At 53.6% G+C, this 20,167-nt stretch carries 20 protein-coding genes; 7 read left to right on the forward strand and 13 right to left on the reverse strand.

Annotated features, from left to right (window positions below; translation table 11 throughout):
- Positions 1–76: 76 nt before the first annotated feature.
- Together ACMGGP_RS06090 and ACMGGP_RS06095 are read left to right on the forward strand one after the other, a co-directional pair.
- Positions 77–220, forward strand: a complete 144-nt coding sequence (locus ACMGGP_RS06090) for a hypothetical protein (protein WP_010246429.1) — start codon at positions 77–79, stop codon at positions 218–220.
- A 39-nt stretch (positions 221–259) separates the two neighbouring features.
- Positions 260–433, forward strand: a complete 174-nt coding sequence (locus tag ACMGGP_RS06095) for a hypothetical protein (RefSeq protein ID WP_010246427.1) — start codon at positions 260–262, stop codon at positions 431–433.
- Here the strand turns inward: ACMGGP_RS06095 and ACMGGP_RS06100 are convergent.
- Positions 421–1,584 carry a glycoside hydrolase family 1 protein gene (locus ACMGGP_RS06100; protein WP_010246425.1) on the reverse strand — a complete coding sequence of 388 codons (1,164 nt, stop codon included), beginning with the start codon at positions 1,582–1,584 and terminating at the stop codon, positions 421–423. The genes ACMGGP_RS06095 and ACMGGP_RS06100 overlap by 13 nt on opposite strands.
- Before the next feature lie 155 nt (positions 1,585–1,739).
- Here ACMGGP_RS06100 and ACMGGP_RS06105 point away from each other — a divergent pair, with 155 nt between their 5' ends.
- The gene (locus tag ACMGGP_RS06105; RefSeq protein ID WP_498798270.1) at positions 1,740–3,200 is read left to right on the forward strand and encodes a phospholipase D family protein; all 1,461 of its coding nucleotides are present in this window, start codon (positions 1,740–1,742) and stop codon (positions 3,198–3,200) included.
- A 296-nt stretch (positions 3,201–3,496) separates the two neighbouring features.
- On the opposite strand, the gene mdoC is transcribed toward ACMGGP_RS06105, so the two are convergent.
- Positions 3,497–4,630 carry a glucans biosynthesis protein MdoC gene (mdoC, locus tag ACMGGP_RS06110; RefSeq protein WP_010246421.1) on the reverse strand — a complete coding sequence of 378 codons (1,134 nt, stop codon included), beginning with the start codon at positions 4,628–4,630 and terminating at the stop codon, positions 3,497–3,499.
- A 268-nt stretch (positions 4,631–4,898) separates the two neighbouring features.
- Between mdoC and ACMGGP_RS06115 the strand changes: the two genes are divergently transcribed.
- The 3 genes from ACMGGP_RS06115 to ACMGGP_RS06125 all read left to right on the forward strand — a co-directional run bounded on the left by ACMGGP_RS06115 (position 4,899) and on the right by ACMGGP_RS06125 (position 9,353).
- A complete protein-coding gene (locus tag ACMGGP_RS06115) occupies positions 4,899–6,434 on the forward strand; it encodes a glucan biosynthesis protein G (RefSeq protein ID WP_170933489.1) in 1,536 nt (511 codons plus the stop codon).
- Positions 6,427–8,979, forward strand: coding sequence for a glucans biosynthesis glucosyltransferase MdoH (mdoH, locus tag ACMGGP_RS06120; protein ID WP_010669828.1), 2,553 nt, complete (start codon positions 6,427–6,429; stop codon positions 8,977–8,979). Before ACMGGP_RS06115 ends, mdoH begins: the two co-directional genes overlap by 8 nt.
- A gap of 134 nt (positions 8,980–9,113) precedes the next feature.
- Entirely contained in the window at positions 9,114–9,353 is a 240-nt protein-coding gene (locus ACMGGP_RS06125) for a YceK/YidQ family lipoprotein (RefSeq protein WP_033767370.1), read from the forward strand.
- On the opposite strand, the gene ACMGGP_RS06130 is transcribed toward ACMGGP_RS06125, so the two are convergent.
- Positions 9,344–9,745, reverse strand: coding sequence for a MysB family protein (locus ACMGGP_RS06130; RefSeq protein WP_010246413.1), 402 nt, complete (start codon positions 9,743–9,745; stop codon positions 9,344–9,346). The two genes, ACMGGP_RS06125 and ACMGGP_RS06130, sit on opposite strands and share 10 nt — an antisense overlap.
- Before the next feature lie 926 nt (positions 9,746–10,671).
- Positions 10,672–11,595 (reverse strand): Kdo(2)-lipid IV(A) acyltransferase, encoded by a 924-nt coding sequence (locus ACMGGP_RS06135; protein WP_010246409.1) that lies wholly within the window; start codon positions 11,593–11,595, stop codon positions 10,672–10,674.
- 252 nt (positions 11,596–11,847) lie between these two features.
- Between ACMGGP_RS06135 and trhO the strand changes: the two genes are divergently transcribed.
- Positions 11,848–12,897, forward strand: a complete 1,050-nt coding sequence (trhO, locus tag ACMGGP_RS06140; RefSeq protein WP_010246407.1) for an oxygen-dependent tRNA uridine(34) hydroxylase TrhO — start codon at positions 11,848–11,850, stop codon at positions 12,895–12,897.
- A gap of 39 nt (positions 12,898–12,936) precedes the next feature.
- Here the strand turns inward: trhO and ACMGGP_RS06145 are convergent, their stop codons facing one another.
- From ACMGGP_RS06145 to grxB, 9 genes are all read right to left on the reverse strand, one after another.
- Positions 12,937–13,512 (reverse strand): YceI family protein, encoded by a 576-nt coding sequence (locus tag ACMGGP_RS06145; RefSeq protein WP_022625884.1) that lies wholly within the window; start codon positions 13,510–13,512, stop codon positions 12,937–12,939.
- A 1-nt stretch (position 13,513) separates the two neighbouring features.
- Positions 13,514–14,089 (reverse strand): cytochrome b, encoded by a 576-nt coding sequence (locus tag ACMGGP_RS06150; protein ID WP_050680549.1) that lies wholly within the window; start codon positions 14,087–14,089, stop codon positions 13,514–13,516.
- A 294-nt stretch (positions 14,090–14,383) separates the two neighbouring features.
- The gene (gene solA, locus ACMGGP_RS06155; RefSeq protein ID WP_022625882.1) at positions 14,384–15,496 is read right to left on the reverse strand and encodes an N-methyl-L-tryptophan oxidase; all 1,113 of its coding nucleotides are present in this window, start codon (positions 15,494–15,496) and stop codon (positions 14,384–14,386) included.
- Between the two features lie 94 nt (positions 15,497–15,590).
- A complete protein-coding gene (bssS, locus tag ACMGGP_RS06160; protein ID WP_010246399.1) occupies positions 15,591–15,845 on the reverse strand; it encodes a biofilm formation regulator BssS in 255 nt (84 codons plus the stop codon).
- Between the two features lie 246 nt (positions 15,846–16,091).
- Entirely contained in the window at positions 16,092–16,364 is a 273-nt protein-coding gene (locus ACMGGP_RS06165) for a hypothetical protein (protein WP_010246397.1), read from the reverse strand.
- Between the two features lie 145 nt (positions 16,365–16,509).
- Entirely contained in the window at positions 16,510–16,755 is a 246-nt protein-coding gene (gene dinI / locus ACMGGP_RS06170; RefSeq protein WP_010246395.1) for a DNA damage-inducible protein I, read from the reverse strand.
- A 62-nt stretch (positions 16,756–16,817) separates the two neighbouring features.
- Positions 16,818–17,861: a dihydroorotase gene (gene pyrC / locus ACMGGP_RS06175; RefSeq protein WP_033766918.1), complete on the reverse strand. Its 1,044-nt coding sequence runs from the start codon at positions 17,859–17,861 to the stop codon at positions 16,818–16,820.
- Positions 17,862–18,546: 685 nt separating this feature from the next.
- On the reverse strand, positions 18,547–19,110 hold the full coding sequence (locus ACMGGP_RS06180) for a lipoprotein (protein ID WP_010246390.1): 564 nt from the start codon (positions 19,108–19,110) through the stop codon (positions 18,547–18,549).
- Positions 19,111–19,224: 114 nt separating this feature from the next.
- Positions 19,225–19,872, reverse strand: a complete 648-nt coding sequence (gene grxB, locus ACMGGP_RS06185) for a glutaredoxin 2 (RefSeq protein ID WP_033757257.1) — start codon at positions 19,870–19,872, stop codon at positions 19,225–19,227.
- Positions 19,873–20,167: the final 295 nt, after the last annotated feature.

The raw sequence follows: 20,167 nt of genomic DNA on the forward strand, positions 1-20,167 counted from the left end.
GACGATAATCAGCCTTTCATCTACACTGTCACTCACCGCATCACTCCCGGCGGCCCATGTTTTTCACAGGATAGTTATGTCTTTACCCTTGCCACCCGACGATCACGATGAGCCAATTCGCCAGTCACTTGACGATGCGCACTTTGCGATAGTGGTGCTTGCGGTGACCTCGGTAACGCTTATAATCTTTGTCCTGATGATTACGCTCTGGATGAGCTGACACGCACAGGGATTCAACGGATTGAATAAGGAGAAGGCGATGGACTCCGGAGATGACAAATTAATCGCAATTATCGGTTTGCTGGCGGCCTGCCTGATCGGGGTGACCTTCCTGTTTACCATGGTCTGGCTGACCGACGTACGTCATCCTGCCGATCCCTCTCTCGACGTTCGCTCCTGTTACCCTAAAAAGCCACCTTCTCAGCACGTCTGATTTCGTGTCGCAAACTTAATCTGCTGACTGCGCAATACCAGCGCCAGCGGCTCATGCAGATTACGGTTGCCATTGGGATCGGCTAATCCCAGCAGCGGGCCAGGGGAACGCCGGTCATCGGCCCAGGCGGGATACTCCACTACCGGATAGAGCGAAATCCCCTCCACCGCAATGCCCTGATCCAGCGCCAGCGCCACGTTTTCACTGATCTCCTGCAGCCAGGGGGCGCGCGCTTCACCCTCAGCGCCGGTTTCGGCAATCAGCATCGGACGCTGGTAGCGCTGCCAGCACTGCGCCAGCAGGATATGCAGCGGCACACGCTCCGGATCCTCCAGCGACATCGGCTGGTCGGGGAAAAACCAGTGGTTATCGGGATAGTAGTTCAGGCCGAGGATATCCAGGCAATCTTCACTGCCGCCTAGCTCCTTATCGACGCGACCGGCCAGCATGTCCCAGGCTTCGAACTGCGCCTGATGCTGCGCATCGGCATAGGGTTTGCTGTCCGGATTATCGGGATGATGAGCGATCTGCACCAGCGGGTCAGTCAGCACAAAGCGCGCCTCCGGATAGACCTCGCGAATGGCATGTATCGCCGCCAGCGAGGCGCGAACCAGCTGGCGCTTCAGCTCTTTACCGCGCTGCGCAGCATGAGGATTAAACCAGGCCACATCCGCCCCAGCCCATGACCAGAATGAGATTTGATTAACCGGTGTAAAGAAGGGGCGTTCGATGCCCTGATCGCGCATCAGTTGTGCCATCGCGCGAGCGAAACGACTAAAATGGTCAACAAATTCGGCTTTCCAGATATTAAGATGATCGGGATAACCGAAATGAGCCAGCTCCCAGATGATCTCCATCTGCTGACGTCGCGCGGCGTCGACCATCGGCAGAAAGCTCTGCCAGTCATACTGGCCAGGGATCTTTTCGATCAGATGCCAGCGCGCACCGTCGCGGGCGGTGAGCAGATGCTGCTCAGCCAGGGCGGCATAATCTTTTTCCAGCAGCATATCGTGTCCGCTGCTGATCACCATATCCAGCCGTTTCCCGGGTGTACGGCAGGCTGTGGAACAGGGGAAACTGCCCTGGAAAAAGCTGCGAAACAGGCTGGGATGATAGCGCTGGCGGGCATCTGTAAGGGATTGATGAGACATATTCCTCTCCTGCCGGGATAATGCCGGTCACAGATCGTCCGGTTAAGTCTAGACTAAAAAACGCCCGTGACCCCTCACTAACTCAGAACAGAGGAATAGCATCAGAGGTCGGACCGGGGAATAATAAAAATAACTGCATTTTACAGGGAAATGTCATGACCGAAGCGTTTGAGCTCTCCCAGCCATTGGAACGGTCCAGCTGGCTGGAAACACAGCTGGAGCCAGAGTGTCTGCGCCATCCGGGGCTGAGCGGCGTCCATCAGCTGAGCGACGGGCTGGATGCCTTTGCTGCCCGCTATCTGCTGATGCAAAAAGCGGAGCGTTCACTCGATATCCAGTATTACATCTGGCAAAACGATCTCTCTGGCCGGTTGCTGTTCAGTGCCGTGCTGGAAGCTGCCCGACGCGGGGTGAAAGTGCGGCTGCTGCTGGATGACAATAATACGCCGGGCCTGGACGACACGCTGGCCCAGCTCAACCGCCATCCCAACATCGAGGTGCGGCTGTTTAATCCGTTCTCGTTTCGCACCCTGCGCGCGCTGGGTTATCTCACCGACTTTGCCCGTCTGAACCGCCGCATGCACAACAAAAGCTTTACGGTGGATGGCGTCACGACCGTGGTCGGTGGGCGCAATATCGGCGACGAATATTTCGGCACTGGCAATGAACCGCTGTTTGCCGATCTCGACGTCATGGCAATAGGCCCGGTGGTTAAAGAAGTCGCAGAGGATTTTGAGCGCTACTGGCGCAGCAAGCCGGTCTCTCCGCTGCAGCAGGTGCTGGATGAAGAGGAGCCGGAAGAGGACAGTGTGAGTCTGCCAGCAGAGTGGCGTCACAGTGAACCGGTGCAGCGCTATCTTCAGCGGCTGGAAAATTCTTCGCTGCTACAGGAGCTGGAAGAGGGCACGCTGGCTCTGACCTGGGCAAAAGCGCGCCTGCTGAGCGATGATCCGCGTAAAGGGCTGGGCAAAGCGCGTGCCAGAAGCCTGCTGCCGCAGCGAATGCTGGAGGTGATAGGCACGCCGCAAAAGCAGTTCGACATCATCTCGGCCTATTTCGTGCCGACCCGCGCAGGGGTCGCTCAGCTGCTGTCGCTGAAGCGCAAAGGGGTAAAAATTGCCATTCTGACCAATTCGCTGGCGGCTAACGATGTGTCGATTGTCCATGCCGGCTACGCTAAGTGGCGCAAAAAACTGCTGCGTCATGGTATTGCGCTCTATGAGCTGAAACCGCAGGCGGGAGTGCCTGATGCCCCGCACGACCGGGGATTAACCGGTAACTCCGGCTCCAGCCTGCATGCCAAAACCTTCTCAGTGGATCAACAGACGCTGTTTATCGGCTCGTTTAACTTCGATCCCCGTTCAGCGGTGCTGAATACGGAAATGGGACTGGTGATTGAGAGTGCGGCGCTCGCCGGAGAGACGCATCAGCGTTTCAGCCAGTCAATGCGCGATCGGGCATGGACGCTGCGGCTGGATAATTGGGGCAGGGTAAACTGGCTGGAGTATCCGGGTGAGCCGGAGCAGATTGTGCATAAACACGAGCCAGGCTGCTCCTGGTGGCAGCGCCTGCAGGTACGCCTGGTGTGGCGACTGCCGATTGAGTGGCTGCTGTAAGCTGGACCTTGCCTGGGTACAGGCGCTGGCTCAGGAAGCATGCGCCCTCCGTAAAGACGCAAAACCCGCCATCCCTGGCGGGCTCAGCGCGGGCGATTACGCACCTCATCCCTGAGGTGCGCCCGTTGCCGGGCCAACGCGTTGCTTTGTTCAAAAACGCTCCCGGCGTTTTTGTCCCTGGCCCGCTATGCTTTGCTACTGGCGTATGCTCCCATCGCTTTAAACTCTTAAGCTGTCTGTGAGACACATCATTTATAGCCTGACCTCACTTATGGCCCGAGGTCACTGATCGCCTGTCATTGTGCTTGTTTACGCTCAAATTTCCCCGAGAACAGGAACCGCAGCAGCGGGATGCGCAGGTGAATCTCATACAGCAGAAACGCGATGCCAAACACCATCAGCAGGCCAACGAAGAAGCCCAGCGTGTTATTTTCAATCCGTGGCGTCACGTAAATGCCATACAGTAGCGTCAGCGGATGGTGCACCAGATAGATAAACAGTGACGCATTGACCAGATACATAATGCGCGGCGAATGTGAATTCAGCAGCTTATGACCAAAGCAGAAGCAGACGTTCAGCATGCAAATGCCCATCAGCGTCGAGATAATCGCATCCAGCTCATACAACCAGCCCTCACCGCTGCTCAGTCGCTGGTTGGCGCAATAGGCCGCAAACATCAGCAGCGCACCGACCCACATCACCAGATTGAAGCGGACAAACAGCTGCTTCAGCGGGGGATGTTTCCACGCCAGCGCTCCCAGCATAAAGAACGGCAGATAGAAGAGTGTCTGCATCACAATGATGCTAAACAAACCATCCATCAGCCACGCAGGCTGGAAAATAAACACCAGACGCCGGAACACGCACCAGAGCAGCGCCCACGCCAGTACGCCCGCCGTCAGCGATCCCCAGCCAACCCGCGAATAATCAATGGTGCGATGCTGATCGCGCAGCCAGCGGAAGGTCACCATCCCCAGCGTGGTCAGCATCACCAGCACCACCAGGAACCACAGGTGTGAAATCAGCTCCCACATCAGGTTATTAAACTTCTGATAGGGCGTGAAACGGGGCCAGTCAGCCAGCTTATCCGTCCACTCTTTCAGCATAAAAAATTGCGGCAGCGTCAGCAGCGGAATGGCGGTCAGCATTGGGATACCTACCCGTTCCAGACGCACCTTCAGGAAGCGACGTGGCTGATAGCGCAGATACAGCATGTAGGAGAAATAGCCCGAAATGACGAAAAACACCTGCATACGAAACGCATGAATAAAATCATTCAGCAGCGTCAGCCATAACGACGCTTCATGACTGTTTACTGCCCATTTCTGCGCAGAGTAGATGAGGGAAACGTGAAACGGCACCCCCAGTAACATCAGATACGCGCGGATGGAGTCGAGGAAGTATTCACGTTCAGGTTTTACAGTACTCATAAAGTTCCAGTTCGTTAGTACGTTTAACCGGTTTCACCCTGAAACCGGATTATGCTCTGTGAAAATTCTACCTGGGATAAACCAGGTATACTATCAGTGGAATCCGTAGTGTCTAATTGTCCTAAAAGCAGGGTTAAGCCTGACGAAATGCGGGAACAATGTTGCGCATAAGCTGTCGGAAAACCGAATAATCCTTTAAGATAAACGGGTTTGATTTAAGCACACGAAAGGGGGGGATGTGCTGACTAAAGAAAAAAATAAAGCCGGACTGATGAAGGTACGCTGGATTGGTACTGCAGTTCTGCTGGCGTTGTACGCCAATAACAGTTGGGCGTTTAACATCGACGATGTTGCCAAACAAGCCAAAGCGTTGGCAGGGAAAAGCTTCGAAGCGCCTAAAAGCAATTTACCCTCTCAATTTCGTGAAATGAAATTTGCTGATTATCAGCAGATCCAGTTTAACCACGATAAAGCGTATTGGGGCAAACTGCGCACGCCGTTCAAGCTGGAGTTTTATCATCAGGGAATGTATTTCGATACCCCGGTGCAGATCAACGAAGTGACCGCCAGCGCGGTGCGCGAGATTAAATACAACCCCGATTATTTTAATTTCGGTAATGTAAAACATGACGCGGATGCGGTAAAAAACCTCGGTTTTGCCGGTTTCAAAGTACTTTACCCACTCAACAACAAGGGTAAAAACGATGAGATCGCCAGCTTCCTGGGCGCGAGCTATTTCCGTGTCATCGGTGCCGGTCAGGTTTATGGCCTGTCGGCGCGTGGACTTGCCATCGATACGGCGCTGCCGTCCGGTGAAGAGTTCCCGCGCTTTAAAGAGTTCTGGATTCAGCGTCCTAAACCACAGGACAAACAGCTGGTGATCTACGCACTGCTCGATTCGCCGCGTGCGGCGGGTGCGTATCGCTTTGTGCTGCATCCGGGTGACGCTTCAACGGTTGATGTGCAGTCAAAAGTTTACCTGCGTGATAACGTCGGCAAACTGGGTGTTGCACCGCTGACCAGTATGTTCCTGTTTGGTCAGAACCAGCCATCGACGGTGAACAACTTCCGTCCGGCACTGCACGACTCTGACGGTCTCTCTATCCACAATGGCAACGGGGAGTGGATTTGGCGTCCGCTGAACAACCCGCGTCATCTGGCAGTGAGCACCTTCACCATCGAGAATCCGAAAGGGTTTGGTCTGCTGCAGCGTGGGCGTGACTTTAACAACTATCAGGATCTTGATGACCGCTATGATCTTCGTCCAAGCGGCTGGGTTGAGCCAATAGGCGACTGGGGTAAAGGCCGGGTTGAACTGGTTGAAATCCCGACGGCAGATGAAACCAACGACAACATCGTTGCGTTCTGGACGCCGGAGACGCTGCCAGAGCCTGGCAAAGAGATGAACTTCAAATATCGTCTGCACTTCTCGCGCGACGAAAACCAGCTGCACTCCGATGATACCGCCTGGGTCAAAAATACCCTGCGTTCAGCGGGTGACGTGAAGCAGTCTAATCTGGTGCGTCAGCCGGATGGCACCGTGGCTTTCACCATCGACTTCGTGGGTAAAGACATGAGCAAGATGGCGGAAAACAGTCAGGTGGCACCGCAGGTCAGCGTGGGTAAAAATGCTGATGTGGTTGAGCAGAGCGTACGTTATAACCCGGTCACCAAAGGCTGGCGTCTGGTGTTGCGTCTGCGTGTGAAAGATGCCAAACAGTCCACCGAAATGCGTGCGGCCTTGGTTAGCGGCGACAAGACATTGACGGAAACCTGGAGCTATCAGTTACCTGCCAATGAATAAATCGACTTTTACACCTCAACGTTATGTGGAATCTCTGCCGCTGGATGCGGCAGGGAAGGCCCGCCTGAGCGTCTCATTGCAGAATGCCAGCGAGTTCCACTTCATCCATGATGTGCTGGGCAGGGATGTCGCAGCCAGTGACCGTCCCGACGATGCGCCGTTAAAATCGGTCTCATCGCGGGTTGAAATGGCCTGGCCCGATTCGCTGGCCGAAGGTCAGCAGTTGGGTAAAGATTACCTCGACCGCACCACGCTAAAGGCGATGCCGAAGGTCAAACGCTCACTGATGTTCCCGGAAGCCTGGCGTACCAACCCGGTCGCCCGTGCCTGGGACTCACTGCGTGGACACAAATCGGTGCCGCGTTATAGCAATGCCGAAGAGCGGCGTGCCGAGGAGAAGTGGCGTCATGTCGGTTCAATTCGCCGCTACATTCTGCTGATCCTGACCATTTTCCAGACCGTGGTCGCCACCTGGTACATGAAGAGTATTCTGCCGTATCAGGGCTGGACGCTTCTGGATCCGATGGAGATGATCAATCAGAACTGGCAGCAGTCAGTGATGCAGATCCTGCCTTATTTGTTGCAGACCGGCATCCTGTTCCTGTTCGCCATACTTTTCTGCTGGGTCTCTGCCGGTTTCTGGACGGCGTTGATGGGCTTCCTGCAGCTGCTGATTGGACGTGATAAATACAGTATCTCTTACTCAACGGTCGGAGATGAACCGCTTAACCCGGAACATCGTACCGCGCTGATTATGCCGATCTGTAATGAAGACGTTGAGCGTGTTTACGCCGGTCTGCGTGCGACCTGGGAGTCGGTGGTTCGTACCGGTAACGCTGAACACTTCGACGTCTACATCCTCAGCGACAGTTACGATGCGGATATCGCGATTGCCGAACAGAAAGCCTGGATGGAACTGGTGCGGGATGTTGGCGGGGCAGGCAAGATTTTCTATCGCCGTCGTCGTCGTCGCGTGAAGCGTAAAAGCGGAAACATCGATGACTTCTGCCGTCGCTGGGGCAGCAACTACAGCTACATGGTGGTGCTGGATGCCGATAGCGTCATGAGCGGAGAGTGTCTCACCGGTCTGGTACGCATGATGGATGCCAACCCGAATGCCGGGATCATCCAGTCGTCGCCGAAAGCATCGGGTATGGATACGCTTTATGCGCGCTGTCAGCAGTTTGCGACCCGCGTCTACGGTCCGTTGTTTACCGCCGGTCTGCACTTCTGGCAGCTGGGTGAGTCTCACTACTGGGGTCACAACGCCATTATCCGCGTGAAACCCTTTATTGAGCACTGTGCCCTGGCACCGTTACCGGGAGAGGGCTCCTTTGCGGGTTCAATCATGTCGCATGACTTCGTAGAAGCTGCGCTGATGCGTCGTGCCGGTTGGGGCGTCTGGATTGCCTATGACCTGCCGGGATCCTATGAAGAACTGCCACCGAACCTGCTGGATGAGCTGAAACGTGACCGCCGCTGGTGTCACGGCAACCTGATGAACTTCCGCCTGTTCCTGGTGAAAGGGATGCACCCGGTTCACCGTGCGGTGTTCCTGACGGGTGTGATGTCCTACCTCTCGGCTCCGCTGTGGTTTATGTTCCTGGCGCTCTCCACTGCCCTGCAGGTAGTGCATACGCTGATGGAACCGACCTACTTCCTGCAACCGCGGCAGCTCTTCCCGGTCTGGCCTCAGTGGCGTCCGGAACTGGCAATAGCGCTGTTCTCAACCACCATGGTGCTGCTGTTCCTGCCGAAAATGCTGAGTGTCGTGTTGATCTGGTTTAAAGGATCGAAGGCCTACGGCGGACCTCTGCGGCTGCTGGCTTCACTGGTGCTGGAAACGCTGTTCTCGGTGCTGCTGGCACCGGTGCGTATGCTGTTCCATACGGTGTTTGTGGTCAGCGCCTTCCTCGGCTGGGAAGTGGTGTGGAACTCACCGCAGCGTGATGACGATGCGACACCGTGGAGCGAGGCGTTTAAACGTCACGGTTCGCAGATGGCATTGGGTCTGGTGTGGGCGATTGGTATGGGACTGCTGGATCTTAACTTCCTGTGGTGGCTGGCACCGATCGTCTTCTCACTGATTCTGTCGCCGTTTGTCTCGGTCATGTCGAGCCGCGCAACGCTGGGCATTAAGAGCAAGAAAGCGAAGCTGTTCCTGATCCCGGAAGAGTACTCACCGCCGCAGGAGCTGGTGGATACCGATCGCTATGTGGTACTGAACCGTGAGCGCGCGCTGGAAAATGGCTTTATGCATGCCTTATTCCATCCTGCCTTCAACGCGCTGGCAACGGCACTGGCCACATCGCGCCACAAGCAGAGTCAGTTACTGGACTATGCGCGTGACCGTCGGGTTGATCAGGCGCTGAGCGATGCGCCGGATAAACTGGGCCGCGAACAGCGTCTGCAGTTGATCAGCGATCCGGTGGTGCTGGCCCGTGTTCATACCCGACTGTGGGAAGATGCGGACAAGTATCATCAGTGGGTTGAGAGTTATCAGAAACTCACGCTCAACCCCAACGCGCTGGCAAACAACGCGTAATCTGAAAAAGCGGCAGCGATGCCGCTTTTTTTATCGGATTAAAACAGCGATTGGCTGATAAATTTATTGCTGGCAGTCACCGCGAGCAGCGCGTGACGATCTCAATGGCTGTTTCTTCATGGCGGATATGTGTGGTGAAAGGGTGCTTAAAGGCGGCTGTTATCGTCGCGGCTGTGCTCTGCTTAAGCGGATGCGGCAGTATTATCAGCCGTACCATTCCCGGGCAGGGGCACGGTAATCAGTACTATCCCGGCGTACAGTGGGATGTTCGCGACAGCGGATGGCGGGTCCTGACGATCCTCGACCTGCCGCTGTCGCTGGTGGTTGATACCCTGTTGTTACCGGTGGATGCCAGCCACGGTCCTTACGAGTAACTGCGATCGGAATCGCTGTTATCATCTTCCCACTCTTGCGCGGCGGCTTCACCCTCTTCGGTGTCCAGCGGCGGCTCCAGCTGGAACTCGCCGTCATCCCACTCGTGCAGGGTATTTTCTGCTAACCACTCCTGACGTAGTTCAACTTCGTCAAAATCTGCATCAAAAATGGCCTGTGCCGCTTCACCGCTACGATAAGGCAGACATTCGCCTGCTTCACCTTCTTCTGCCATGAATTCAGCCTGCCACATGATATCGCCATCCTGCATCACATACTTTTGCAGACCAAACTGGCTGATTGATGCATCCCCTTCCTCGAGCTCCGGGTGGTTAGCGAGGAACTCTTCACGTGCAGCATCGATGGCTTCCTCTAAGGTACTGTACATGCTCATCGCTCTTCTCCTTCACGGGTCTTTGACTATGGATTTATTTGATTTCAGTGAAGGATAGACGAAATCTGAAGGAGGGAAAGGTCAGGCCGGTGCAACTGGCGGGAAATAAGCCATTTCCCGCCAGTCAGGGTCAGATCATCTTTTGCGGGAAATGCAAAACAGGTTGAACGGACTCATGAATCACGGGGGCTGAGTAGCGGATACAACATTTTATACATGGCTTAACTTTCTTAAAATTAATTCTGGCGATGGAGAGGGCCTGACTCAAATTATATAACGTGCCGATAAATATGACCTCTTCTTTATCAGGCATACGCTTGCACCCTTTACGATGAAGAAAGTGATAATTTTCCTGATCGGTACCGATTGTAACGTAATAGTAGAGACCTTTGTTCATATTAACTGTCCCATTAGAGGTTTGCTGTGTTGTCTTTTTTATAATTCTGGCCAGAGCCCTTAAAGGCCTGACTGTTACAAACGAAACTACCGATAAGCATTAATGAGTTCAAATTCCATAATGGTCTATCGGGGTGTTAAAAAAATGTAAAATGGAATATAAGCTAAATCAGCAAGGCAATCGCTTGTAAAATAAGTTAATTTTTATCGATTCATAAGCGGTGAGACACCGTTAAGACCAGCTAAATAGGATTAGGCCTGGCGTGCAGAATAATCAGCGCCATAACAGATTTAATAGCACTCGCTGCAATATTAATTAATAAATAGCGAAACAGGCTGAATGCCGCCTGCCGTCCTGTTAATTGATTAGCTTTTTTAACTTTAAAAAGAGAGAAATTATATTATGAATATAGGTGTTTATTAATTACTGGACCTGCGGTTTCGCTTACAGGCTGAGTCAGCCATGAGTGATTTATTTAAGAGGGGAGTAAAACGCGCTAAATGCCTGACAGACATTTAGCGCGAACAGATTAATAACGGGAGGGTTCGCCCTCGGGGCGCGTTTTAAAGCGGCGGTGGAGCCACATATACTGTTCAGGTGCCAGCAGCACACCCTCTTCAACAACCTGATTCATTCTGGTTGCGGTTGCGACATCACTTTCCAGCGTAAATTCGCCGCTGATGTCAGGCAGTATCATCAGTTCATAGCCACGACCCCCAGGCAGACGACGCGGTACGAAAGGGATGACAGCCGGTTTACCGGTGCGGATCAGCAGATGAGTGCCCACCGTTGTGGCTGCTTTTTCCACGCCAAAGAAGGGGACAAAGACGCTGCTGCGCGGGCCATAATCGTGGTCGGGCGCATACCAGATAATGTCACCCTGTTTCAGTGCGCGGATCATTCCTTTGAGATCTTTACGATCGAGCATGCTTTTATTCGACCGCATCCGACCTTTGACCTGAAGCCAGTCGATCAGTTTGTTGTCATTCGGGCGATAGACGCCAATGCCAGGGTTATGGATACCAAACATGCGTGCACCAATCTCCAGCGTCAGAAAGTGCATGCCGATAAGCAGCACGCCGCGCTGGCTATCGCGCGCCTGCTGAATATGCTCCAGCCCTGAAGGCGTATGCCATTTATTGATGCGCCAGTCAGGCCAGAACCACGCCATACCGGTCTCAATTAATCCCATGCCGACCGATTCGAAATTGTGTTTAACCATCGCTTCGCGTTCATTTACCGGCATATCCGGAAAACTTAATTCCAGATTACGCCGGGAAATACTGACGCGGTGTTTCATAAAACGCATCCCAATGCGGCCAATATTACAGCCGAGAACATAAAGCAGGGGATAAGGAAGTAGCACCAAAAGATAAAGAGAAGCGACACCCAGCCAGGTCAGCCAATAGCGCGGGTGAAGCAGTTCTCGTGAAAACTGAGGCAACTGAGTCATGTGAAGGTTAATTTTCCTGCGTCGCGCACCGTGCGGTGCTGATATCTCGTTGATTTACACCATTGTGCCAGTTTTTGACGTGCGCTTAAATATCACTATTGGAACGTGCCATCAATGAACAAAGGTTAATAGTCCAATGTTGCTGCAAAAAACGGCAACAGGCGATCAATCTGGTCACTGGCCTTTGCATCCCGGTGAAATCAGGTATCATGTGCGCGCTAAATTTCTTCTATTGATAACAGGACGAACACCATGCCAGTGTTACATAACCTCGTTTCCAATAAAGAGCTGAAGGCGCGCATGCTGGCTGAAACCGAGCCGCGCACCACTGTCTCTTTTTATAAATATTTCCAGATTGCCGATCCCAAAGCATTCCGTGACGCGCTCTATCTTGGCCTGACAGCTCTTAAGGTCTTTGGTCGCGTCTACGTCGCCCACGAAGGCATCAATGCGCAGATCAGCGTGCCAGCCAGCCAGTATGAAAAGATGAAAGAATGGCTATATGGCTTTGATCCGGCGCTGAACAACCTGCGGATGAATATTGCGCTGGATGATGATGGTAAATCGTTCTGGGTGCTGCGTCTGAAAGTACGCGACCGTATTGTCGCGGACGGTATTGAAGACGACAGTTTTGATGCCAGCGATGTGGGTCAGTATCTTAAAGCGGCGGACGTTAACGCCATGCTGGACGATCCTGACGCCCTGTTCGTGGATATGCGTAACCACTATGAATATGAAGTGGGTCGCTTTGATAATGCGCTGGAAGTGCCTGCTGACACCTTCCGCGATCAGCTGCCGATGGCGGTTGAGATGCTGCAGGATCAGAAAGACAAAAAGATCGTGATGTACTGCACCGGCGGGATCCGCTGTGAAAAGGCCAGTGCCTGGATGCGGCACAACGGCTTTGAAGATGTCTATCACATTGAGGGCGGTATCATCGAGTATGCCCGACGTGCCCGTGAGCAGGGATTACCGGTACGTTTCAAAGGCAAAAACTTTGTTTTTGATGAGCGGATGGGTGAGCGGATCTCTGACGATGTGTTGTCGAACTGTCATCAGTGCGGCGAACCCTGTGATACCCACGTTAATTGTGTCAATGACGGTTGTCATCTGCTGTTTATTCAGTGCAAAAGCTGCGCGGAGAAGTTTGAGAACTGCTGTAGCCCGATCTGCCAGGAAGAGGCGAAGCTCTCACCGGAAGAGCAGCGCGCGCGTCGGGCAGGACGTGAAAATGGCAACAAAATCTTTAACAAGTCGCGTGGCCTGTTAAACATGACCATTCCCTCGCCGCTGAAGAAATAAGCGTGGCCGCCTGAAGTCAGCTTCAGGCGGCTTGCTGTTTTACTGGCGTACACCCTCAACCGAAATCATCAGCTGAACCTTCTGCGAAGCTGGCCCCAGATCTTTGGTGATGTTGAAATCTTTCAGTGCAATTTCCCCTTCAGCCTCAAAGCCAGCGCGGTAGCCGCCCCACGGATCTTTACCTTCACCCAGCATTTTCGCCTCGAGCGTTACCGGTTTGGTCACGCCATTCAGCGTAAGATCGCCAGTAATCTTCAGCTCATCACCCTCTTTTTCCACCGCTGTGGATTTGAACGTGGCCTGCGGGTTTTTGCTGGTGTTCAGGAAGTCGGCACTGCGCAGGTGCTTGTCACGTTCAGCATGGTTAGTATCGATGCTGCTGGTGTTAATGGTGACGTCGACTTTATCTGCGGCAGGATTCTTCTCATCAAAGGTAAAGCGGCCATCAAAATCCTTAAAGGTGCCGTAGAGCCAGCTGTAACCCAGATGCTGGATACGGAACTGAATAAAGGCGTGCTGGCCCTCTTTATCGATTTTGTAGTCAGCGGCAGAGGCGGTGAGTGAGCCGAGCAGCAGACTGGCACCGGTCATCGCCAGCAGGGTCTTTTTAAACATATTATTTATCCTTTTCAGAGGGAGAGGTGAAACGCAAACCCGACATCCGTTTTAAGGTGATATCGCGATCGATAAAGTGATGTTTTACCGCAGCCAGCCCATGCAGCAGTGACAGGACCACAACCGTCCAGGCCAGCCAGAGGTGAATGTCGCCCGCAAGATCAGCCTGTTCGCCAGCACCGCTGAACAGCGCGGGCAGGGTGAACCAGCTGAATACTGAGATGGGTTTGCCATCGGCGGTGGAGATCAGATAGCCGCTGATCAGAATCGCCAGCAGAAGGGTATACAGTAACAGGTGGGCCACCACCGAACTGATGCGTACCAGCGAAGAATAACTGCTAAGCGGTTTTGGCGGCGGTGATATAACGCGCCACAGCAGGCGAACGATCAGCGTCAGCAACAGGATCACGCCGATGCTTTTATGGATCTCAGGCGCGTCGTGATACCAGCTGTCGTAATAGCCGAGGCCGACCATCCATAATCCCAGCGCAAACATGGCGTAAATTGCCAGCGCCATCGACCAGTGCAGCAGCACGGCAACCAGGCCAAACTGATGAGATGAATTACGTAATAACATAATGAGGTTTTCATGAAGTAATAATCTGAAATAAGCATCCACATTATGAAATATAAAAGCAATCATCCTTACGCTTCTATAACTTTAATTTTATATTGTGAAAAGGTTGAATAAATCAGGTGTGAAATGCGCAATATTACTGAATGAGTTATTTGTGAGGCGCTGGTCGTTAACTAAAAAGAGCCGGAATTAACCAAAAGGGCGAAATATATTCTGACTTTATGTCAGTAAGAGTCAATTTTCGTCAAAGTCTGTCAGTCGGGCGGCATCAGGCTGATACCACCCTTTATCGAGTCAGAAACGTGAGAGGCGGAAGGGTGTCAGATCAAAAGAGAACGGTTTTTGCTGGGCAAATTCTGCAGCCAGTTCGCCCAATACGCTGGCGAATTTAAACCCGTGTCCACTGAGCCCGGTGATTAACAAGCGGTCTGGTTCACCCGGCAGGGTATCAATTATAAAGTCTTCATCCGGGCTAAAATCGTAGCTGCAGGCTTCGCCATGCAGACAGACACCGACGCCAGGTAAAAACTGACGGAGGAATCCAAAAGCTTCGCTGCCATCGGCCGCCACCGCGCCAAAAGGCTTACGATCCTCAGGCTGCTGCATCAGCTGACCGCCATCATGACGACCCACTTTCAGGGCGTTGTTATCCGCCGGGAAGCCATAAAACTGGCTGCCATCGCCCATTTCCACCGTAAAACCGGGAAACTTATTGTTCTCACTGTAGCGGCCATCTGCCTGATACCAGGCGAACACCTTGCGGGTGGGCGCGACCGGCAGGTCAGGAACTAATTTGCCAACCCATGTGCCCGCACTGATCAACATTTTGCGGCCCCGGTAGACGCCATCCAGGGTAGTGACCTGCTGCAGATCGCCATCGCGACCCAGCTCTGAAACCGGGCAGTTAAACAGCTGCGCGCAGCCCGCCTGCTCCGCCAGCTGGATCCAGCTGCGTACCGCCTGTTCACATTTCAGATAGCCGGACTGCGGCTCAAATACGCCCAGATAGCCCTCAGGCACATTGATTTGTGGCCAGCGCTTGCGCACGTCATCTGGCTGCATCACCTCAATATTGAGCTGCCAGCGGGTCGCGCTGTCGATGACGTTCTGAATAAACGGCGACTGATTCGGGGCGAGGTTAAGTACGCCACTGCGATGCATGATGCGCTCACCGGCACGCTGTTCCAGCTCATCCCACAGCGTTTGCGCCCGCAGAACCAGGGGGACATAGCGTTCACCTTCACCATAGGCGTGACGAATCAGCCGGCTCTCGCCATGATGTGTGCCCTGATTATGGGGAGGATGGGCGCTGTCGATCATTAACACCGATAAACCCGCCTGGGTGGCATAGTAGCCTGCCGCCGCGCCCACGGAACCGCTGCCAACGACGATAAGATCATAAATCATGGTAACTACGCTCTAAGAGACAGATAATCAAAAGCATACCAGAAACAGAAACGAAAAAGGCACCCCTGAGGGCGCCTCTTTGATGCGGCAGAAATTAATGCTTTTTGAGGAGTCGTTCTATCTGCTCGGCTGATTCTATCTTGGCGATGCCTGCTTCGAGGATCGAGATAAATTGCCTTGCCACATCCGTTGTCAGCCAGTATGTCGGGCCAACATCCGCTTCTTCTTCTTTTTGATCCTGCGACGACAACGAGTGCAGGCGGATCATCATGGCGTCATAGCTGTCAACGGTACTGATATCCCAGCCCACCAGTGGGTGAGTCTGTATAACATCTTTTCTTCTGTCCATTATAACCTCCTTATTACTCGTTAAACGAAGTGCATGATGAGGTTCAATGCGGCTTTTTTATTCCAATAGCGAAACAATTATAACAGTAAACGAGGGTATCACTGTTTAAAAAATGCCGTGAGTCAGCTTCTCACAGAATATTTGCGTTTGAAAGGCGGGCGTAAAAAAATAAAATGCCTGACGGGCAGGCATTTTTATCAGCAGTCAAAAGACAGGCAAAAAGCGGGCTTAGCCGCGTGACCGGACTCAGAGAGCCGGCGTTTCTGGCACTACGCCGCCGCCGCGTTTTTGCAGTGTTTCTGCCAGACGGGCAAAGTGCTGCTGAAGCTGCTCATCATGGTTTTGATTTTGGGCTTCCAGCGACAGATTGTGTACCAGTAGCTGACTGGCACGATCGTCAAGACAGAAAATCAGACTGGAAAAGGCATTTTCCAGCACCGTTAAACGACGCTTCTGATCACCAATCAGTGCTAACAACTCACCAAAGGTCATCGCCTCTTCCGGTTTATCAGTAGTCATGGTGTCGCACCTCCTGTTATGCGTGACGAGCGCAAGGATAGGGCATTGATCATTAAGAGTCTAGATGCAGGACGGGGTAAGTGCGAGAGGGGAGAAAAGATAAAAAAACCGGGTGGCGACACCCGGAAAAAAAGCACAGTGGCGGTTAATCAGTATTGAACCAGTCGTCAGCGCTTTCCCACGTCTGCTGCAGGATCTCGCTGATCTGGTCGCGCGTCTCTTTTCCACCGCCCAGCACGCTGAGATTATTGGCACTGGCATAACGTACCTTGACGTGATTGGTCGAGTCAGGGAACTGTTCATCAATGCGGCGCGATAATTCATCGCTCAACGCTTCTATCGCGCCAGCAGGAAGAGGTCGGGTATTTGATACGGTAATTTCAACGCGCATAACAGCCTCCGTTTAAGATACTGTATATATTTACAGTATCGGCAGGCCGGAGGCAAGTAAAATTATGCGATGCGCCAGTTCAGTGTTTCACCCGCCAGGAACGGCACCAGTGAATGGCTGCCGAGCGCGATGGACTCTGGCACCTGCCAGGACTCACGCACCAAAGTAATCGTCCCTTCATTCAGCGGCAGGCCGTAAAAACGCGGGCCATTCTCCGAACAGAACGCTTCAAAATGTTCCAGCGCGTTCAGCTCTTCAAAAACGGTGGCGTAAGCGGGTAACGACACTGGCGCATTAAATACCCCCGCGCAGCCGCAACTGGCCTCTTTGAGATGACGCAGATGCGGTGCTGTGTCGGTGCCGAGGAAGACGCGCGGATGACCACTCGCCACTAATTTGCGCAATGCTTCCTGATGCACGTTGCGTTTAAGAATCGGCAGGCAATAGAGGTGCGGACGAATACCGCCCACCAGCATGTGATTGCGGTTAAACATCAAATGCTGCGGGGTAATGGTCGCGCCCAGCGTCTCATCGGCGGCGGCAACATATTCTGCGGCGTCCTGAGTGGTAATGTGCTCCATCACTACTTTCAGTGCCGGAAACTGGCTGCGCAGCGGCACCATAACCGTTTCGATAAACCGGGCTTCGCGGTCAAAAATGTCGACATGCGCATCGGTGACTTCGCCGTGGATCAGCAGTGGCATACCGAGCTTCTGCATCCGCTCCAGCACGCGGGCAATGGAGGCGATATCGGTAACGCCATGGCTGGAGTTCGTCGTAGCGTGCGCCGGATAGAGCTTAGCCGCGGTAAACAGACCGGAGGTGAAACCGCGCTCAAGCTCATCAGGATCAAGCGAGTCGGTCAGATAGCAGGTCATCAGCGGCGTAAAGGCGTGATCGGCGGGCAGCGCCGCCAGGATGCGATCGCGGTACGCTTCACCTGCTGCCACGCTGGTCACCGGTGGCACCAGGTTAGGCATCACAATGGCACGACCATTCACCGCGCTGGTATAGGGCAGGACCGTGTTGAGCATCTCATCGTCGCGCAGATGAATATGCCAGTCGTCAGGGCGACGCAGGGTAAGTTGCTGAGGTTGTGCTGTCATCAGTGAAGCTCCGGCAGAAGGGAAACAAAAGGCGTGTTTTGGCCGGGGTCTAAGCATAAGGATTCAGGCAACCGTTTGCACCTGCTTTTTATGCTGATAAAGAAAATCCGCTGCCCAACAGGGTAATGCTGGTCAGTTAAGATTAGATTTGTAAAGGCTGTCACGGTCAGACGTGGCAGCCTTTTTTTCCGGGCGAGCGAGCCTCAGTGCGGGCCAGCGCACCTCTGCTGCTGCCGGGCCGTCCTCGCGCCGCTCACGCGGTACCTTCGGCTTTGACGTCGTGCCGACGAACCGTTCGGGGATCGGCCCTCCCTGGCCGGCCCCGAACTGTCCACGCTTCCCGGCGTGGACTTCTGGCCCACCGTCACGCCTCAGCGCTGCGGATAGCCCTTTCAGCAGCAGAGGCGCTCAGGCCTCCACTTTCGTGCCCTTTCTGACAACATGCACTGAAGTTTCAGAGCAGGCCGGTGCCGCTCAGGAGCAGGCAATCCGCAGCGCTGAACAGAATGAGTCTGCCAGGAGAGCCCGCAGGACGCGGGCGAAAGGCGGGGCGGCACAGGATGTGCCATCCCCGGCGGTCCGTCAGGCAGGCGAATGACGTGAAGGAACCGCGCAGCGGCGCGAGGACCGTCAGCCCCTGAGCGGCACCAGACTGCGTTGTCACCTGTCGCTTAACTGACTGGCATTACTGCGTAAAGGGAATAACCAGTTCGCCAGGTTTTACTTCCAGTCCTTTGGCAAATTTCTTCGCCAGCGACTCGCCTTTGCTGCGGTCGGCGCTGAGCACGTAAGCCGGCTTTTGATCAAAGTAGTTTTTCAGCGACTGATTCAGATAAGGCGTCAGCGTTTTCATAATGGAGGCCATTTTTTCCGGAGCGACCTGCGCATCAACTATTTCCAGATCGCGCAGATAGATTGCACCCTGCTGCTGGTCATAGACCGGCTGAGCACGCATCTTCAGTTGCATATCGGCCTGCTGCGGACCAAACAGTGACGTCACATTGATTTTAGCATTGCCAGAGAGCGTCACTTTACCTGGCTCTTCACGGCCAATCTGACTGGTCAGGTTGTTCAGGACGATGTGCGCATTAACCAGCCCGGAAACGCCTATATCTTTCTCATAGTTGTTGTGCTTCTGCAGCGCCTGGTTTACTTCCTGTTCGCTGATGGTGTATTGCGTCAGTTGATTACAGCCGCTCACCAGCAGCGCGATCAACAGGGCAGTCAGCCCGAAAAAAGCCTTTTTCATCGATCTTTATCCTGAATATCAGAGCCAATAAACAGGCCATAGCCTGCCTGAATGCGTAGCGGGTGTCATCAGGAAAGAGATGAGAAACGCCGCAGCGTCTCTCATCGGGAGGGGTTAGTGAGCTATCGAGGAGAGCAGATTCACCTGGGTCTGTTTAGCCATGTTATCGCGGTAGTCAGCGACCCGGCTCGGCCAGTCGATTCCGGCCACCAGCGTCAGAGAGCGCAGCAGCGGGAAGAGATTAAAATCATCTTCGGACAGCTCGCCATTCACCGCATTGGGCTGGGCGATTAATTTGTCCAGCTTGCGCAGATCGTCGCTGACGTTCTTAATCAGGCCGGCAGAATGACTTTTCAGCGTGTCGAAATCACCGATGCTCGCCTGCTTTTTGTTGCGGAAATAGTCACGCGCCTCCGGCGTCGCGAATTCGGCAAACGCCGCCTCTGCAATACGCGGCAGCAGCAGTTTATTGACATAGCTGTTCATGTGACGCAGCCAGTCGCCGATCGCCGGATTTAGCGCGCCGATGATCAGCGGCTCGCCATCCTGCTGATCGACATAGTGTACGATCTCCATACTCTCAGGCATCGCGCTGCCATCCTGCTTCTGCAGAATGGGCGCCATTTTCTGTCCGATCAGTCGTTTTGGCGTCTCTTCATCGTCGTTGAGCATTACCACCAGCTCAACCGGTTTGTTTTTCAGGCCAAAAATCATTCGTGCTTTAACGCAGAAAGGGCAGTGGTCGTAGATATAGAGCTTCATCCTGATCTCCCGGATTTTACAGGTTTAGTGTTTAACAGAGTGAATCAATTCATCCTGCTTTCGGGCTCGTAAAAAGTATGGAAGAGATTACTCCACAGGGCAAACCTGCCTGTCAGGTGCGCTGCAGGATCCGCTGGTGATGCCGCCTGCAGCAGGGGTTATCCGCGGTGCGACCCGAGCAAAATCAGCCTCTTTATCGCTAAACCGCTGTAACGTTTTACCGGAGCCCAGGCGGCGGTTATAGTGAAAGCCGGGTAATGACGGCTCATCTCTATCAGCCATTGATTTCAGGAGT

The organism is Curtobacterium sp. BNK-1 (genome assembly GCF_048685235.1).
Lineage (GTDB): Bacteria > Pseudomonadota > Gammaproteobacteria > Enterobacterales > Enterobacteriaceae > Pantoea > Pantoea agglomerans.

What these genes read in the sequence shown, in the direction of transcription:
- ACMGGP_RS06090 (WP_010246429.1), top strand. Translation starts at nt 77, where the DNA reads ATGTCTTTACCCTTGCCACCCGACGATCACGATGAGCCAATTCGCCAG.
- ACMGGP_RS06095 (WP_010246427.1), top strand. Translation starts at nt 260, where the DNA reads ATGGACTCCGGAGATGACAAATTAATCGCAATTATCGGTTTGCTGGCG.
- ACMGGP_RS06100 (WP_010246425.1), bottom strand. Translation starts at nt 1,584, where the DNA reads ATGTCTCATCAATCCCTTACAGATGCCCGCCAGCGCTATCATCCCAGC.
- ACMGGP_RS06105 (WP_498798270.1), top strand. Translation starts at nt 1,740, where the DNA reads ATGACCGAAGCGTTTGAGCTCTCCCAGCCATTGGAACGGTCCAGCTGG.
- mdoC (WP_010246421.1), bottom strand. Translation starts at nt 4,630, where the DNA reads ATGAGTACTGTAAAACCTGAACGTGAATACTTCCTCGACTCCATCCGC.
- mdoH (WP_010669828.1), top strand. Translation starts at nt 6,427, where the DNA reads ATGAATAAATCGACTTTTACACCTCAACGTTATGTGGAATCTCTGCCG.
- ACMGGP_RS06130 (WP_010246413.1), bottom strand. Translation starts at nt 9,745, where the DNA reads ATGAGCATGTACAGTACCTTAGAGGAAGCCATCGATGCTGCACGTGAA.
- ACMGGP_RS06135 (WP_010246409.1), bottom strand. Translation starts at nt 11,595, where the DNA reads ATGACTCAGTTGCCTCAGTTTTCACGAGAACTGCTTCACCCGCGCTAT.
- trhO (WP_010246407.1), top strand. Translation starts at nt 11,848, where the DNA reads ATGCCAGTGTTACATAACCTCGTTTCCAATAAAGAGCTGAAGGCGCGC.
- ACMGGP_RS06145 (WP_022625884.1), bottom strand. Translation starts at nt 13,512, where the DNA reads ATGTTTAAAAAGACCCTGCTGGCGATGACCGGTGCCAGTCTGCTGCTC.
- ACMGGP_RS06150 (WP_050680549.1), bottom strand. Translation starts at nt 14,089, where the DNA reads ATGTTATTACGTAATTCATCTCATCAGTTTGGCCTGGTTGCCGTGCTG.
- solA (WP_022625882.1), bottom strand. Translation starts at nt 15,496, where the DNA reads ATGATTTATGATCTTATCGTCGTTGGCAGCGGTTCCGTGGGCGCGGCG.
- bssS (WP_010246399.1), bottom strand. Translation starts at nt 15,845, where the DNA reads ATGGACAGAAGAAAAGATGTTATACAGACTCACCCACTGGTGGGCTGG.
- ACMGGP_RS06165 (WP_010246397.1), bottom strand. Translation starts at nt 16,364, where the DNA reads ATGACTACTGATAAACCGGAAGAGGCGATGACCTTTGGTGAGTTGTTA.
- dinI (WP_010246395.1), bottom strand. Translation starts at nt 16,755, where the DNA reads ATGCGCGTTGAAATTACCGTATCAAATACCCGACCTCTTCCTGCTGGC.
- pyrC (WP_033766918.1), bottom strand. Translation starts at nt 17,861, where the DNA reads ATGACAGCACAACCTCAGCAACTTACCCTGCGTCGCCCTGACGACTGG.
- ACMGGP_RS06180 (WP_010246390.1), bottom strand. Translation starts at nt 19,110, where the DNA reads ATGAAAAAGGCTTTTTTCGGGCTGACTGCCCTGTTGATCGCGCTGCTG.
- grxB (WP_033757257.1), bottom strand. Translation starts at nt 19,872, where the DNA reads ATGAAGCTCTATATCTACGACCACTGCCCTTTCTGCGTTAAAGCACGA.